At 72.1% G+C, this 13,983-nt stretch carries 13 protein-coding genes and 1 pseudogene; 3 read left to right on the forward strand and 11 right to left on the reverse strand.

The features are described from left to right. Positions 1–247 precede the first annotated feature (247 nt). From GA0070618_RS27140 to GA0070618_RS27165, 6 genes are all read right to left on the reverse strand, one after another. Positions 248–1,408, reverse strand: a complete 1,161-nt coding sequence (locus GA0070618_RS27140) for a carbohydrate-binding protein (RefSeq protein ID WP_088984147.1) — start codon at positions 1,406–1,408, stop codon at positions 248–250. An 85-nt stretch (positions 1,409–1,493) separates the two neighbouring features. After that, the gene (locus GA0070618_RS27145; RefSeq protein ID WP_088984148.1) at positions 1,494–2,375 is read right to left on the reverse strand and encodes a carbohydrate ABC transporter permease; all 882 of its coding nucleotides are present in this window, start codon (positions 2,373–2,375) and stop codon (positions 1,494–1,496) included. Beyond that, on the reverse strand, positions 2,372–3,298 hold the full coding sequence (locus GA0070618_RS27150; RefSeq protein ID WP_088984149.1) for a carbohydrate ABC transporter permease: 927 nt from the start codon (positions 3,296–3,298) through the stop codon (positions 2,372–2,374). Before GA0070618_RS27150 ends, GA0070618_RS27145 begins: the two co-directional genes overlap by 4 nt. A 2-nt stretch (positions 3,299–3,300) precedes the next feature. Beyond that, a complete protein-coding gene (gene ngcE, locus GA0070618_RS27155; protein ID WP_088984150.1) occupies positions 3,301–4,722 on the reverse strand; it encodes an N-acetylglucosamine/diacetylchitobiose ABC transporter substrate-binding protein in 1,422 nt (473 codons plus the stop codon). Between the two features lie 17 nt (positions 4,723–4,739). After that, entirely contained in the window at positions 4,740–5,489 is a 750-nt protein-coding gene (locus tag GA0070618_RS27160; protein WP_088984151.1) for a sugar isomerase domain-containing protein, read from the reverse strand. Next, complete coding sequence (locus GA0070618_RS27165; protein WP_231931480.1) at positions 5,486–6,397, reverse strand: MurR/RpiR family transcriptional regulator; 912 nt, start codon at positions 6,395–6,397, stop codon at positions 5,486–5,488. Before GA0070618_RS27165 ends, GA0070618_RS27160 begins: the two co-directional genes overlap by 4 nt. 39 nt (positions 6,398–6,436) lie before the next feature. Between GA0070618_RS27165 and GA0070618_RS27170 the strand changes: the two genes are divergently transcribed. Continuing rightward, on the forward strand, positions 6,437–7,438 hold the full coding sequence (locus GA0070618_RS27170; RefSeq protein ID WP_088984153.1) for an N-acetylglucosamine kinase: 1,002 nt from the start codon (positions 6,437–6,439) through the stop codon (positions 7,436–7,438). A 269-nt stretch (positions 7,439–7,707) separates the two neighbouring features. Here the strand turns inward: GA0070618_RS27170 and GA0070618_RS27175 are convergent, their stop codons facing one another. The 3 genes from GA0070618_RS27175 to GA0070618_RS27185 all read right to left on the reverse strand — a co-directional run bounded on the left by GA0070618_RS27175 (position 7,708) and on the right by GA0070618_RS27185 (position 11,061). Beyond that, positions 7,708–9,042, reverse strand: a complete 1,335-nt coding sequence (locus GA0070618_RS27175; protein ID WP_088984154.1) for a phytase — start codon at positions 9,040–9,042, stop codon at positions 7,708–7,710. A gap of 165 nt (positions 9,043–9,207) precedes the next feature. After that, entirely contained in the window at positions 9,208–10,224 is a 1,017-nt protein-coding gene (locus GA0070618_RS27180; RefSeq protein WP_088984155.1) for an NAD(P)/FAD-dependent oxidoreductase, read from the reverse strand. 153 nt (positions 10,225–10,377) lie between these two features. Then, a complete protein-coding gene (locus GA0070618_RS27185) occupies positions 10,378–11,061 on the reverse strand; it encodes an alpha/beta fold hydrolase (protein WP_088984156.1) in 684 nt (227 codons plus the stop codon). 53 nt (positions 11,062–11,114) lie between these two features. Here GA0070618_RS27185 and GA0070618_RS27190 point away from each other — a divergent pair, with 53 nt between their 5' ends. Further along, positions 11,115–12,098, forward strand: coding sequence for a helix-turn-helix transcriptional regulator (locus tag GA0070618_RS27190; protein ID WP_088984157.1), 984 nt, complete (start codon positions 11,115–11,117; stop codon positions 12,096–12,098). On the opposite strand, the gene GA0070618_RS27195 is transcribed toward GA0070618_RS27190, so the two are convergent. Both GA0070618_RS27195 and GA0070618_RS34960 read right to left on the reverse strand, forming a co-directional pair. Further along, positions 12,064–12,900 (reverse strand): LLM class flavin-dependent oxidoreductase, encoded by an 837-nt coding sequence (locus tag GA0070618_RS27195; RefSeq protein ID WP_088984158.1) that lies wholly within the window; start codon positions 12,898–12,900, stop codon positions 12,064–12,066. The two genes, GA0070618_RS27190 and GA0070618_RS27195, sit on opposite strands and share 35 nt — an antisense overlap. 74 nt (positions 12,901–12,974) lie before the next feature. Beyond that, positions 12,975–13,102, reverse strand: a pseudogene (locus GA0070618_RS34960) (IS5-like element ISFal3A family transposase); the annotation flags it as partial. Between the two features lie 211 nt (positions 13,103–13,313). Here GA0070618_RS34960 and GA0070618_RS27200 point away from each other — a divergent pair. Then, the gene (locus GA0070618_RS27200) at positions 13,314–13,892 is read left to right on the forward strand and encodes a DinB family protein (protein WP_088984159.1); all 579 of its coding nucleotides are present in this window, start codon (positions 13,314–13,316) and stop codon (positions 13,890–13,892) included. Positions 13,893–13,983: the final 91 nt, after the last annotated feature.

Here is a 13,983-nt window from a genome sequence, read left to right on the forward strand (position 1 = left end):
CATCAACGAACCGGGCAACTCGACCAGGGCCTCGTTCGCCGGTGAACCGCACGGCAGCCCTCCGCGCCGTACCCGCGTATCGCGGCCGATAAGGATGTGCGGACACCCCTTGTTGGTCTGCGGGCCGAGCGAGACCTTGAGGCAGACGATGAACTCGTCCAGCCGCCGGCTGGCGTCGCCGGCCGCCCGACGGTCGCGGGCGGTAGGGCGCCGCCGCCCGGTGACGGCGGCGCCTCCCGTACCGGGTTCAGCAGGCGCCGAGGTCGCGCCACTGGGCGGTGAGCCCCGGCTCGGAGCCGAGCGTCCACCAGTTCGCCTCCCAGAGTCGGCCGTTGTGCCGCACCCGCTGCCCGCCGAGGTACACCGTGTTGCGGTCCCAGGCCGGTACGCCGGCACAGTTCGCCGGCGGCGTGGTCGGGGGCGGAGTGGTCGGCGGCGGGGTTGTCGGGGGCGGTGTCGTCGGCGTAGTCGTCGGCGGCGGGGTCGGGCAGGTGCCGCCCGTGCCGACCGTGTCGGTGTGCGTCCTGCCGGCGGATCGCTGCCCGGCGACCCGCGTCGCCACCTCGGCCGGCGTGAGCACCTGTCGGTCGGCGTAGTACAGCCAGTCGACCTGCTGGTGGTAGGTGCTCAGCCCGCCGGTGTGGGCGACCAGGTCGATGAACCAGAGGTTGAAGTTGATCGACATCGGCGTTTCCGGGTAGTACTTGTCACCGTGGTCGGCCACCAGCTGGCCGTCCACGTAGTACTTGACCCGACCCGCCGACACGGTGAAGACCAGGTCGTGCCAGCCGTTGAAGGTGGCACGCTGCGCGGTGTGGATGTTGTCGGCCACCCAGGGCTCGTTCTGGTACGTCTCCCAGGTGGTCTGGTAGAAGATCGGGCCCTGTTCGCCCCAGCCCCCGTTGGGCAGGTACTCGAAGTCGATCTCCCCGTAGTTCGGGTCCATCGGACGGTCGAGTGGGGTGATCGTGAAGAACGTCTCGACGAGGCGGTCGCCGTCGTTGCCGGAGACCGGCGCGTCGGTGAAGCGCACCCGGGCGGCGTAGGTGCCCTCGAAGAAGGCCCGGCGCTGGAACAGCTCGGCGTGGCTGGTGCCGGCGGCGGTCCCGTTGGTGGAGGCGGCGAGCTGGAGCACCTTCTGGCCGCCGGAGGTCGGGAACGAGATGTTGGACGCCGGCCACGAGGCGCCCGGCACGCCGGGGCCACCGGCGTTGGTGCGTACCGTCCAGCTCCGGGCCGGCAGCGCGGGATCGGCCGACGACGTGTACGCGAAGTCGTCGAACAGCACGCCGCAGGTCTCGGCCGCGGCGGTGGCGCTGCCACCCGGGCCGACTGCGGCGAGGGCGGCGACGGCGGTGAGCGCCGCCGCCGAGACGGCGGCGAGGCCCACGCGGGGTCTCCGTGACATGGGGGTCTCCTCACGGTGGGAGGGAAAGGGACACGCGCGGCCGGGCGACGACGACCGCCCGCGCGGTGGAACCCGACAGGAAGGCCTACCTGATCGCCCCCGCGGTGAGGCCCGTGCGGATCTGCCGTTGGAAGAGCACGTACACGGCAAGCACCGGCAGCATCGCGATGGTGAGGCCGGCGAACAGGCCGCTCCAGTCGCTGCGGTAGCCCTGGCTGACCGACAGCGCGGCCAGCCCCTGGGCGAGCACGTACCGGTCGGGGTCGGGATTGAGCACCAGCGGGAGCAGGTACTGGTTCCACAGCCCCAGGAAGTTGAAGATGGCGATGCTGATCAGGCCCGGTCGGGCCAGCGGCAGCATCACCCGGACGAGAACACCCCAGTGCGAGCAGCCGTCGAGGAACGCCGCCTCGGCGAGCGCGGTCGGCAGTGACCGGAAGAACGCGTGCAGGAAGAATACGGTGAACGGCAGCGCGTACGCGGTGTAGACCAGGATCAGACCGGGGTACGTGCCGAGCAGGCCGAGCTGCTCGACCACGAAGAAGAGCGGCACCAGGGCCAGGAACACCGGGAAGAGCAGTCCGGAGACGAAGGTGTAGTAGACGATCCGGTTGCCCCGGAACGGGTAGCGGGCCAGGGCGTACGCGACGGTCGAGCCCAGCACCATGGTGAGCAGGAGCGCCGCGCCGACGACGATCGCGCTGTTGCCGACGTACCGGCCGATGGAGGCCTGTTCCCAGGCACGCGACCAGTTGTCGAAGCGCGGCTGCTCCGGCAGCGTCCACGGACTGGTGAGGATCTCGCGGTCGGTCTTGAGCGAGCTGACCACCGCCCAGAGCAGGGGCACCGTGACAATCGCCGCCCAGGTCACCAGGAAGACGTGCGGGCCCCAGGTGCCGCTGCGGCGGCGACGCCGGGCGGGCGGCGCGGGTCGCGCCCCGACGGGTCGTTCGACGACGGTCGTCATGTGTACTCCACCCGCTCCCGGCGTCCGGCCCGCAGCGCCACCACGGCGACGGCGAGCGTGAGGAAGAACAGCGCGACACCCATGGCCGCGGCGTAACCGAACCGCCCGTAGGTGAAGGCGCTGCGGTACAGCCCGAGGCCCATCACCTCGGTCGCCCCGTCCGGCCCGCCCGGGCCGACGGTCATGATCTGCACCACCGCGAAGCCGTCCAGGGCGAGCACGCCGAGGTAGACGAACGCGACCTGGACGTTGTCCCAGAGCAGCGGCACGACGACCCGCCACAGGACGGCGAGGCGCCCGGCGCCGTCCAGGACCGCCGCCTCCAGCACCTCGCGCGGAATCGACTCCATCGCGGCGCCGAAGAGGACCATGTAGAAGCCGACCGACGACCAGATCAGCACCGCCATCACCGCCCACAGCGCGACGGCCGGGTCGCCGAGCCAGCTCCGGGCCAGCGCGTCGAGCCCGACCCCGCGCAGGAACCCGTTGAGCAGCCCGTCGTTCGGGTTGTAGACGAACTGCCAGAGCACGGCGACGATCGGCAGCGCGAGCACCTGCGGCAGGAAGTACGCCACCCGGTACAGCTCGCCACCGCGGACGGCGGACGGTCCGGCGGCTCCGCCGCGTCCGCCGAACGAGACCAGCGCGGCCAGCAGCAGGCCGAGGAGGATGGTGACCGCCGGCACGACGAGGAGCATCAGCGCGTTGTTGCGCAACGCCGCCCGGAACAGCGGGTCGTCGACCAGCCGGCGGAAGTTGTCCAGCCCGACGAAGCTCACCTCGCCGGACACTCCGGTCCAGTCGGTGAGGGCCAGGTAGAACGCCTGCGCGTACGGCGACAGCACGAAGACCGCGTACAGGGCGAGGGCGGGCAGGATCGCGGCGGCGAGGAACCGGCTCCGGCCGGACCGGACGGTGGTCATCGCTACCGCTCGTATCTGGTGACGGCGCTGTCGGCCGCGACGCGGTCCGCCGCCTTCTGGATCCGGTCGGCCCACTGGGCCGGCGTGACGCGCCTCGTGGCCAGTTCGCCGGTGGCGTCGTCGACGGCCTTGGCCAGGGGCGCGTACCAGGTGCGGAAGCGGTAGGCGAGGGTGTTCGTGGCGGCGGCGTCGACGGCGCTCTTCACCGAGCCGAGCCCGCTGGACAGGGTGAGGCCGTCGGTCGCGCCGGCCACCGTGGGCAGGGTGGAGTTCAGCTCGGCGAACCGCCGGGCGGCTGGCTTGGAGAACAGGATGCGGAGGAAGTCCAGGCCGCCCCGTGGGTTCTTCGCCCTGGCCGGCACGATGAACGACTCGCTGCTGGTCGCCTGTAGGCTGTTCGCCGGCATCCGGTCGCCGCTGTCGAGGGCCGGCACGGGGGCCATCACCATGTCGAATCCGTCCGGAGTCACGCCCTTCTGCTCGGCCTCCAGCCACGATCCGCAGGGGATGATCGCGGCGCGTCCCTGGCACCAGGCCGCCTGCGACTCGGTGTGCGACAGCGCCTCCGAGCCGGGCAGGAGGTAGCCGCGCCCGGCCAGTTCGGCGATCGCGGTGGCCGCGTCGAGCAGCGCCGGCTGTTTCCATGCCCGGGGTTCGAGGTTGTCGACGGCCTTGACCAGGTCCATGCCGCCGGCCTTGGCCGCCATGGTCAACAGCGGGTCGCCCAGGTACTCCGGGTACTTGCCCTGGTACGTCCACGGCGCCGCGCCGGTCTTCTTGATCTCGGCGCAGAGGGTCAGCATGGCGTCCCAGGTCGTCGGGAACGTCCAGCCGTTGCGGGCGAACAGCGACCGGGAGTACCACAGCCCCCAGACGGTGTAGGTGAAGTTGAGGACGCGCGGCACGCCGTCGAAGGTGCCGTCGTCGACCACCCCCGGCAGCAGGGTGTCGCGTACCTTCGCGCCGCCGCCGTCGAGCGCCGGGGCGTCGAGCAGCTCGTTCAGGTCGGTGAGCTTCCTGGCGGCGACGAGGGTGGCCAGGTCGAGCCGGCCGGCGCCGGTGTTGTCGACGACGTCCGGCGGGGTGTCGGCGACGAAACGCGGTTGGAGCGCCTCGCCCACCTTCTGGATGCCCTTGTGGTCGACGGTCGCGCCCGGGTGCCGCTCCTGGTAGAGCTTCTCGGCGTGCCGGGCGTAATCGTCGCCGTAGCCGCCCTTGAAGATGACGACCTCGAGCGGTGTCGCGTCGGGCACCCCGAGCGGGTTGTCGGCGCTCCGCGCACCCTCGACGGCCGGGGCGTCGTCGTCACCCCCGCCGGCGGTCACGCAGCCGGCCAGGGGCACGGCCGCGGCGACGGCCGCGGTCGCCCGCAGCACGGTGCGCCGGGTGGTCGGGTGTCGTCGGTGGGAGGAAGAGGGGTCCATGACCAAGCTCGCCTTCTCTAGGCGGTACGTCGGATGCGCCCCGCGTACCGGGCCTCCAACTCCTGGTTGTGCCGGTCGCCGCCGGGGATGTTCGCCGACAGGTAGACCGGGGGCGTCTCGCCGGCGGCGACCAGCCGGGCCACCACCTCGCACACGACCTGCTGGGCCAGCAGGGCACCGGTGATGGACGAGATCGCCCCGACCGCTCCCCCGCCCTCGATCGGCAGAGCGGCGTCACCGTACGGGGCGCCGTTGTCGAGCACCACGTCGGCGAGGTCGCTCAGCCGCCGGCCGCTCGGGTGACGCGACCCGACGGCGTTCGTGTGGGCGAGGGACGTGATCGCGACCAGCCGGTGGCCGTGGTCGCGGACGACGCTCGCCAGTTCCACCACGACGCCGTTGACACCCGAACTCGACGCGATCACGAACACGTCGTCCGGCTTGACCGGGGCCAGCTCGTAGAGGCGGTGGGCGACGGCCGGGTCGCGCTCGAGGAACGGGTCGTCGAGGGCCGCCCGCTCGGCCCCGCCGTAGAGGACGATGTCGCGTAGCGCGATCTTGTTGGTGGGCACGAGGCCGCCGGCCCGTCCGGCGATCTCCATGGCCAGCGCCTCGGAGTGACCGCTGCCGAACGCCTGCACCACGCCGCCGGCCCGCAGCGCGGCGGTGATCAGGTCGGCGGCGCGCCGTACGGCGTCGGACTGGGTGGCGGCCACCTGCGCGATCGCGGCGTTGACCGCGGTGAGGTACTCCTGGGCGCCGATCATTGTTCCTCCGGTCGGTGACGCCGCCGGGGCCGGCGGCTCTCGTCGGGCAGGCGGTGGGCGGCGACCGCACGGGCGGTCACCTCGAAGGCCTCGGTGGTACGGCGGTACGTGCGCTGCGCGACCGCGACGTAGATCAGGTCGAGCACGAGCAACTGGGAGTGCAGCGCCGACAGGGCGGCGAGGCGGAACGTCGTCTCCTGCACCGCGGTCGTCAGCACGACGTCGGCCATCTCGGCCAGCGGCGAGCGCGGGAACGAGGTGACCGCGACGGTCAGCGCGCCGTGGTCGGCCGCCTCGGCGAGCACCTCGATGACCTCGCGGGTACGGCCGCTGTGCGACAGCCCGATCGCCACGTCGCCCGCATCGAGCAGCGCGGCGTTGGTGAGCGCGGTGTGCGGGTCGGGGCGGTGCCAGCACGGCACCCGGATCCGTTCGAGGCGGAACGCCATCTCCCGGGCCGCGTTGCCGGAGCTGCCCAGACCGAACAGCTCGACCCGGCGCGCCTCGGCGACGGCGGCCGCCACCCGGTCGACGGCGGCGAGGTCGACCTGGCCGGCCGTGTCCTGGATCGCCCGCCCGTCGGCCGACGCGACGACGTCCAGCAGGTGGCTGAGCGGGTCGTCGGGACCGATCTCGCGGTCGATGTCGGTGTCCCAACGGGCCTGCGCCGCCCGGCCGGTCTCGGTGGCGACGGCGACCCGCAGCTCGGCGTAGCCCCGGTAGCCGAAGGTGCGGCAGAAGCGGGTGACCGTGGCGGTCGAGGTGCCCGCCCGCTCGGCGAGGTCGACGATCGTGGACCGGGCGGTCTCCTCGGGGTCGCCGAGGAGCCGCTCGCCGACCCGCTGGAGGGCTTCGGGCAGGGTCGGCAGCTCGGTACGGACACGACCCAGCAACCCGGTCCCGGCCATCAGCATTCCTTTCGACTCACCCTTGTGATGAGCAAAATTATGATTGAACATGTGGATGTGTCAATACTTTGCACATCGACGACTCTCGTTGTCGGCGCCGACTGCGGCGGCTCGGCGACCCGGGTGGTCGTCGCGACGCCCGACGGGCGGACCGTCGGGCACGGACGGGCCGGCGGCGGCAACCCGGTCGCCCGGCCACCGGGCGACGCCGCAGCCGCGCTGGTCACGGCGGTACGGGAGGCCCTCGCCGGGCACGATCCCGCGCGGGTGGCGAGCGCCGTGGTGGCGCTGGCCGGACGGTCCGCTCTGGACCGTCCGGCGGTGGCGGCGTGCTACGCGGACGCCTGGCAGGCGACCGGACTGCGCTACCCGCCGCGCACGGTGGGCGACGCGGTGGCGGCGTTCGCCGCCGGCACACCGGCACCGTCGGGCACGGTGCTGATCGCCGGGACCGGAGCAGTCGCGGCACGGATCGTCGCGCATTCGGTGGCCCACACCGCCGACGGACTGGGCTGGCTGCTCGGCGACGAGGGCGGCGGCTTCTGGCTCGGCCTCGAAGCGGCCCGGCTGACCGCCCGGGCACTGACCACCGGCCAGAACAGGACCGGGCCGCTGGTCGACGCCGTGTCCAGCGCCGTACGCGGCACCCCGGCGGGAGACCCGACGGGCGACGGATTCGTCACCGCGTTCTACACGTTGCCCCGGCACCGGGTGGCGGGACTGGCCCCGCTCGTGTTCGACGCGGTCCGGGCCGGCGACCCCGACGCCCACCGGCTGATCGAGACGGCCGCCGACCGGCTCGCCGCCACCGTGCACGCCGTCGCGCCCGGCGGAGAACCGCTCGTCCTGGCCGGTGGCCTGCTCACCGGCCCGCCGGAGATCCGCGCCGCGCTGCTGGCCCGACTGCAACGCCCGGCGACCATCGCCGGCGACCCGGCCGAGGCGGCGGCCTGGCTCGCCGCCCGCGACCTCACCCCCACCGCCGCCGAGCACCGCGTGTTCGTCACGCCACACCGGCCCGCTTCAGTGACGGGACCGTGAGCGCCAGTCGCGGTGACCTCACCTGCGAGGACCGCCGACGAGATCCTGCCGCCCGCCAGCCGCAACGGCTTCGAAAGCGGACATGAGGGCCGGTGTCGAAGTCGGTGCCGGGGCTTGAGCTGCCGGCTTGAAGATCTTCGTGTGTCGGAGGTCGGGATGTGACGAGGTTTCCGCCACCGACCTCCTTGTCGAGGAGGCGATGCGGGAACGCCTAGCGGAAACGGCCTGCTCAAGATGTCCTTGAGCAGGCCGGTCACGGTTCGATCGGGTCAGCGGAAGCGTGGGTCGTTCCCGGCCCGGGTGTCCACGGACAGGGACATCGCGCGGGCGATGTCATCCCAGGAGACGTAGGAGAAGTTCGTGGTGTCCCGCTCGTCGTCCACGTCGGCCCCCGTCTCGGGCTCGTCGTGCGTGACGAGCAGACCCTGCCGGTAGTCGCCGACGGGGCGGTTCGTCACCGCGAGACCGTCGGAACCGTTGATGTCGTCGGCACCGTCGACGCCCGTGACCCGGAAGCTGCCCACCGCTTTGTTCGCGCCCTGGCGCCGGTAGATCGCGAACGTGTCGTCCCCCTGGCTCGACACAAGCACGTACCCGGTCGAGCCAGGGCCATAGTAGATGTCGACGCCTTCGGCGTCGGCCGTGAGAAGGTTCCCGCCATAGCCCCTGGCGTTCGGGTCGACCGGCTCGCATTCCTCGGTTTCGCTGTCGTAGACGTCGTGGATCCCGAAGTCCCTCACCCGGTCGATGAGCTTCGGCTGGCTGCCCGATCCGAGCGGCAGTTGCAGCCGCCACAGGCCGACGTCCTCCTGCGCGGCGTAGAGCACGCCCGACGACTGGTCCACCGCGACACCCTCAAGTTGCGGCAGCACGCCCGGCTCCTCACAGGGCACCCAGGTCGTCCCGTCCTGCAGCCGGAAGCTGCTCGGCATGGTGAGCTGCCGGACGTCGGTGTAGCCGAGCCTGCCGCCGATCTCCACGATCCGGGCGGTAGCGATTGTCGTCGCTCCCTCCTGGGTGACGACGGCGTACGTCTCACCACGCCGCGGCTGCCAGACGGCGAGGCCGTACGCGGTGCGCTCCTCGTCCACGGCCTGACGGTCCGGGTTGAAGAGGAAGCTCTGGTCGACGGCGGTGACCTCGGTGAGCGGGGTGTGCGCCGTCGCGCCAGCCGGGTCGATGACGAAGAACCGAATCTGGTCGTTGTAACGGTCCGAGACGACGGCGACATCGACCGGGCGACCGGCCAGGCGGACCCCGTAGGCGATGTCGACGTTGTTGTAACGGCCCACGGCGCCGTCGACCCGGGGCGCCTCGGTGGCGGGCAACGACTGGAGCTCACGGGAGCCCATGTCGTAGACGCGGAGACCGCCCTCCTTGGCCGTCACGATCACCATCGACTTCCGGGAGTCCGCCGGGTGGACCCAGATCGCCGGGTCGTCACCGGAGGCGTTCCCGCCGGCCTCGTCGTCGTACAGGACCGGGGTTTCGTTGTCGGTGGTCACGACCGCGGGTCGGGTGGTGGCGACACCGGCGTGGGGTGGGGCGAGCAGCGCCGCGACAACGGCACCCACCGTCACCAGGGCGTTCAAGGTATGCGTCACGGCAACCAGATTCCGCGACGGAAGTTGCCGCAGACCTGACCGACGGTTGCCGTAGGTATAACTCTCCGGTTACCGCGCCAACAACAACCGCGCGCCATCCGACTCCGCTCGCCCCGCCGGGGCAAGCCGGCAGCTCAAGCCCCGGCCCCGACCTCGACACAGGCCCTAGAAGCGATCGAGACGGCAACCGGACAATGCCGGCTCGACGATGCCGTCCACCAACTCCCCCGCGATGAGGCGACCCACGGCCGGGGCGAGGGTGACCGCCGAGTGCATCACCGCCAGGTAGAGACCGGGCACGTCGGCGACCGGACCGACGATCGGCTCACCGTCGACCGGCATCGGGCGTACTCCGAGTCGGGTGCCGAGCAGCTCGACGTCCCCGGCACCCCGGAACGTGGACCTGACGGCGGCAAAGGCCTGTTCGGGCGAGTCCGCGGCCGCGATCATCCGGTCTGCGGCGACCTGCCGGAGATCGAAGTCCTGGGTGTTGACCACGGTACGGACCAGACCGGCCGGCGCACGGAACCGGAGGAGCGGGCACGGCGACGGCTCGACCGGGACACGCACGCCGAGCGACGCGCCCAGCGCGGCCGTGGCGACACCGGCCGCCAACACCACAGTCGTACCGGCGAGGGGTCCCACGGCCGTCTCGACCCCGGCGACCCGGCCTGCCGCATCCCGCCGGACCGCGGCGACCGCGGCGTCCAGACACACCCGGGCACCGTGGTCGCGGGCGCCTGCGACCAACCGCTCGGTCACGCCCACCGCGTCAACGGCGCCGTCACCGGGTGCCCACACGGCCCACTCCGGTGGCTGCCGAAGGTTGGGCTCGAACGTCATGACGGTGGCCGCGTCCACGATCTCCTGCCCGGGCCCGACCTCCGGCGCACTGCCCGCCGCACGCCAGCTCAGCGAGCCGGACCAGGTCACCGGAAGTCCCGGCAACTCGGCCTCGACCCGGCGGTACTCCTCCGTCGCGGTAGCCCGGATCCCGGCCGCTGGGCCGGTAATCACCCCGGACGCTCCGATCCAGGCAAACGAGTCCGCCGTCACCCCGGCGCCCGGCCGGCCGGCGTCGACCAACGTCACGGCAGCGCCCGCCCGGGCGGCGTGATACGCCACCGACGCGCCGACGATGCCGGCTCCGACGACGACCACGTGCACGGGTGCGCTCGACACGTCGACGACCCTACTGTCCGCAGCGGCTCCGTCCTACGGCCGAATGGGTCGACGCCCGCATCACCCTGCGCTGAGCCTCCGCCCTCGGCAGGCGACGTACAAGGCGGCACCCGAACGCGGGGGTCGCCGCCGGCCTGGACGTCGAGGATGTTGTCAGACCGTCGCCAGGATCATCGCCAGCTCCGCTGGGCGCGTGATCATCGGCCAGTGGCCGGAGTCGATGTCGACCAGGTCGACGTGCTTCGTCCGGGCCAGTTCGGGCACATCCCCCGCGGCGATCCACTCGCGTGCCTGGGCCGGCGTGAACTCGGGGCAGACCACCACGACGGGTACGTCGAACCGCCGCTCGTCCGTCAGCTGCACGACGCCCTTGGCCACGCCCTCGGGGACCGGGATCGCCGCCGCCGCGAACGCCTGCCGCGTCGGCTCGTCCAGGTCCGCCGCGTCCGCTCCCTCGAACGGCTCCCAGCCGGGGAACGGCATGACACCGTCGACGATCGGGAAGAAGTCCGCGTACGGCTGCCCGTTGCCCGACGGGAACCCGCCGATCAGCACCACCTTGGTCACCCGTCCGGGCCGTGCGTCGGCTGCCAGCCAGGCCAGGGTGCAGGCGGCGGAGTGCCCCACCACCACCGAACCGCCGGGCCCCGCGTCCACGACGGCGAGCACTGCGGCCACCTGGTCGGCGAGTGTCGCCGAGGTGTTGCCGTCGCCCTGGCCCGGCAAGGTCACCGGTACCGCGCGGCGGCCCTGTTCCGCCAGCTCGGACGCGACGCCGGTCCACGCCGACGCGTCCAGCCACAGGCCACCCACGAGCACGATCTGTTCTTCGGTCATGCGATCAACCTAGAACCAATTCCGGACGATCGGCTTCCGGTACCCTGCTTCCTGTGCCGACTGGTTCGAGCCCGACCGCCCGGGCCCTGCGCGCGCTCGAGATCCTGCAGGCCCGTCCCGGCACGACCGCCGACCAGCTCGCCTCGTCCCTCGGCGTGACGGAGCGGGCCGCGCGGCGGTACGTCGGCATCCTCCGCGAGGCCGGCATCCCGGTCGAGTCGGCTCGCGGCCCCTACGGTGGCTACCGGCTGGGCCGTGGCACCCGGCTGCCGCCGGTGGTCTTCACTGAGGAGCAGGCCCTCGCCCTGGTCATGGCCGTGCTCGACGGGCAACCGGCCGCGATCGACGCCGACGACCTGGTCGGCTCGGCGCTCAGCAAGGTCATCCGGGCTCTCCCCGAGAGCATCGGACGGCAGGCGGCGGCGCTGCGGGCCCACGCCTCGGCCGCCCCGGACCGGCAGTCGACCCGCCCCGACCCCGCCATCATGAGCGCGCTGGTCGCCGCCGTCGCCGACCGGCGCCGTGTGGTGGTCACCTGTCGGAGTGAAGGCGGCGAGGAGTGGGACGCCGAGGTCGACCCGTGGGCGGTCGTGGTGAGGTACGGGCGCTGGTACCTGCTGTGCCATTCGCACCGGGCGGAAGCGATCCGCACCTACCGGGTCGACCGGATCCGCGCCGCGCGGCATACCCCGCACGGCTTCACACCGCCCGGCGATCTGGATCCGGTCGCCGCGCTAGAGGAGAACCTGGGCGCCGGCTGGAAGTACCCCACCCGGGTGGTGTTCGACGCGCCGCAGGAGAAGGTGGCGCCGTGGATCCGCCCGCCGATGGGCCGCCTCGAACCGGACGGCGACCGGTGCGTCCTGGTCGGCAGCACCCGGAATCCCGCGATGTACGCGCAGGAGTGGCTCGCCACCGTCCCGTTCGATTTCGTCGTGGAAGCAGGCCCCGAACTACGCGCCGCCGTGGCCACGGTCGCGGCCCGCTTCGGCGCGGCAGGCATCACGAGACGAGAGCGCGAACCTCGCGTGCGGTGAACCGCGCGAAGCCCTCGAGGTCGGGTTCGTCGGCGGTGGGTTGCAGGATCACGGCGTCGGCTCCGGCGTCCTTGTAGCGGTTCACCACGGCAGCGATGTCGGCGGCACCACCGACCGCCGCTATGTCGGACTTGTTCGACTCGCCCCAGAACTCCAGTTCGCGGGCCATGCGTGCCTCGCCGTCGGGGCCGGTCGCCGCGTGCACGTATACCGTCACGGCCTTGGCCATCGGCCTGACGGCGGCCACCTCCTCCGGCGGCGTGCCAGCCGTCAACAGGATGCCGTCGGCGACCTCGCATGCGAGTGCGCGCGTCTTGGGCCCGGTCGCACCGGCGTAGACGCGGGTCGCGCCCACCGGCGGGTAGTCCAGCTTGACCTTGTCGAGTTTCACGTAACGCCCCGAGGTCGTGACCGTCTCGCCGGCCAGCAGTGCCCGCAACGCCTCGACGTGCTCGCGCAGCAGGGTCAGCGGCGAGTCGACCCGCGCGCCGACCTGGCCCATCCAGTCCTGGACGCCGTGGCCGAGGGTGAGGAGCAGCCGGTCGGGGAAGAGCCGTTGCAGCGTGGCGGCCTCCATGCCGAGCACCGCGACGTTACGCAACGGCACCGGCAGCAGGCCGATCCCCACCGCAAGGCGGTCGGTCCAGGCGAGGGCGGCGGCCGCGGTGGCGATGCCGCTCTCCAGGAAGCAGTCCTCCCAGAGCCACAACTCCTCGAGACCGGCCTCGTCGGCGGCGCGCGCGACGGACCGGAGGCGTTCGGGTGGGTTCTGCGGACGGAAGACCACACCGAGAGTCGTCATGATGACCGAGCCTAGACCGCGCGGAGCCGCTGCGGTACCGCCAGGACGCGTCCGGGACCCGGACGGTGACCAGCAAGCCCCAGGGTGTCGGTGACGACAAATCGTTTCCGGCCGTTGACCTTCTTCCCGCAGTCGTAGCCACGGCTGTCGCGGCGCACGGTGTCGGCGGCCTGAACGACCGGCAGTCGATGATCGCCGCCGTCGGTTCGGGTTGCCGGTCGTGGGCCAGGCGAACCCGCTCCCGTAACTCGGTGAGGATCCGCTCGGTCACAACCTGCCGGTAGAACCGTTCGACGTGGGAGTACACGTTCTCCGGGCATGGCGCAATCAGAAAGCGTGACCGCCAGAGCCGCGGTTCGGGACGCACACGTACAGGGCATCGCGGCGGATGCAGCGGTGAGATCCTGGGCGGCGTGACAAACCTCGACGCCAAGGTGAATCTCCACCGGTACCTGCGGGAGGCGCGCGAGGCGCTGCTCGGGAAGCTCGACGGGCTGTCGGAGTACGACGTACGGCGCCCGCTCGTGCCGACCGGGACGAACCTGCTCGGGCTGGTCAAGCACGTGGCCTCGGTGACCGCCGGGTACTTCGGCGAGGTGTTCGACCGCCCCTTCCCCGAACCCCTCGCCGGCCTGGACGAAGACGCCGAGCCGAACACGGACATGTGGGCCACCGCCGACGAGTCCCGCGACGACATCATCGGCCTGTGGCACCGAGTCTGGGCACACGCGGACGCCACGATCGAGACGCTCCCGATCGACGCGCCCGGCACGGTGCGGTGGTGGCAACACACGCCGGTGACGCTGCACCTCATCCTCGTGCACGTGCTCGCCGAGCTGAACCGGCACGCCGGGCACGCCGACATCGTGCGCGAACTGGTCGACGGCCAGGTCGGCTGGCGGCGGCCCGGCGACAACATGGCCGAGGGAGACAGGACGTGGTGGGCCGCCTACCGCGAAAGGCTGGAATCCACCGCACGCGAGTTCGCCTGAGGACGCGGTCATCGGGTAACCCGCAGATGCCGTCCGCGCCAGAAGGTACGTCGACGTGAAATGGTCGACAGCACTGCGGAGTGATGGCCGC

The organism is Micromonospora echinospora, assembly GCF_900091495.1.
GTDB classification, from domain to species: Bacteria; Actinomycetota; Actinomycetes; order Mycobacteriales; family Micromonosporaceae; genus Micromonospora; species Micromonospora echinospora.

Bases quoted from the DNA above. Each gene is read 5' to 3' on its own strand.
- GA0070618_RS27140 (WP_088984147.1), bottom strand. From the start codon at position 1,408: ATGTCACGGAGACCCCGCGTGGGCCTCGCCGCCGTCTCGGCGGCGGCG.
- GA0070618_RS27145 (WP_088984148.1), bottom strand. From the start codon at position 2,375: ATGACGACCGTCGTCGAACGACCCGTCGGGGCGCGACCCGCGCCGCCC.
- GA0070618_RS27150 (WP_088984149.1), bottom strand. From the start codon at position 3,298: ATGACCACCGTCCGGTCCGGCCGGAGCCGGTTCCTCGCCGCCGCGATC.
- ngcE (WP_088984150.1), bottom strand. From the start codon at position 4,722: ATGGACCCCTCTTCCTCCCACCGACGACACCCGACCACCCGGCGCACC.
- GA0070618_RS27160 (WP_088984151.1), bottom strand. From the start codon at position 5,489: ATGATCGGCGCCCAGGAGTACCTCACCGCGGTCAACGCCGCGATCGCG.
- GA0070618_RS27165 (WP_231931480.1), bottom strand. From the start codon at position 6,397: ATGGCCGGGACCGGGTTGCTGGGTCGTGTCCGTACCGAGCTGCCGACC.
- GA0070618_RS27170 (WP_088984153.1), top strand. From the start codon at position 6,437: ATGATTGAACATGTGGATGTGTCAATACTTTGCACATCGACGACTCTC.
- GA0070618_RS27185 (WP_088984156.1), bottom strand. From the start codon at position 11,061: ATGACCGAAGAACAGATCGTGCTCGTGGGTGGCCTGTGGCTGGACGCG.
- GA0070618_RS27195 (WP_088984158.1), bottom strand. From the start codon at position 12,900: ATGACGACTCTCGGTGTGGTCTTCCGTCCGCAGAACCCACCCGAACGC.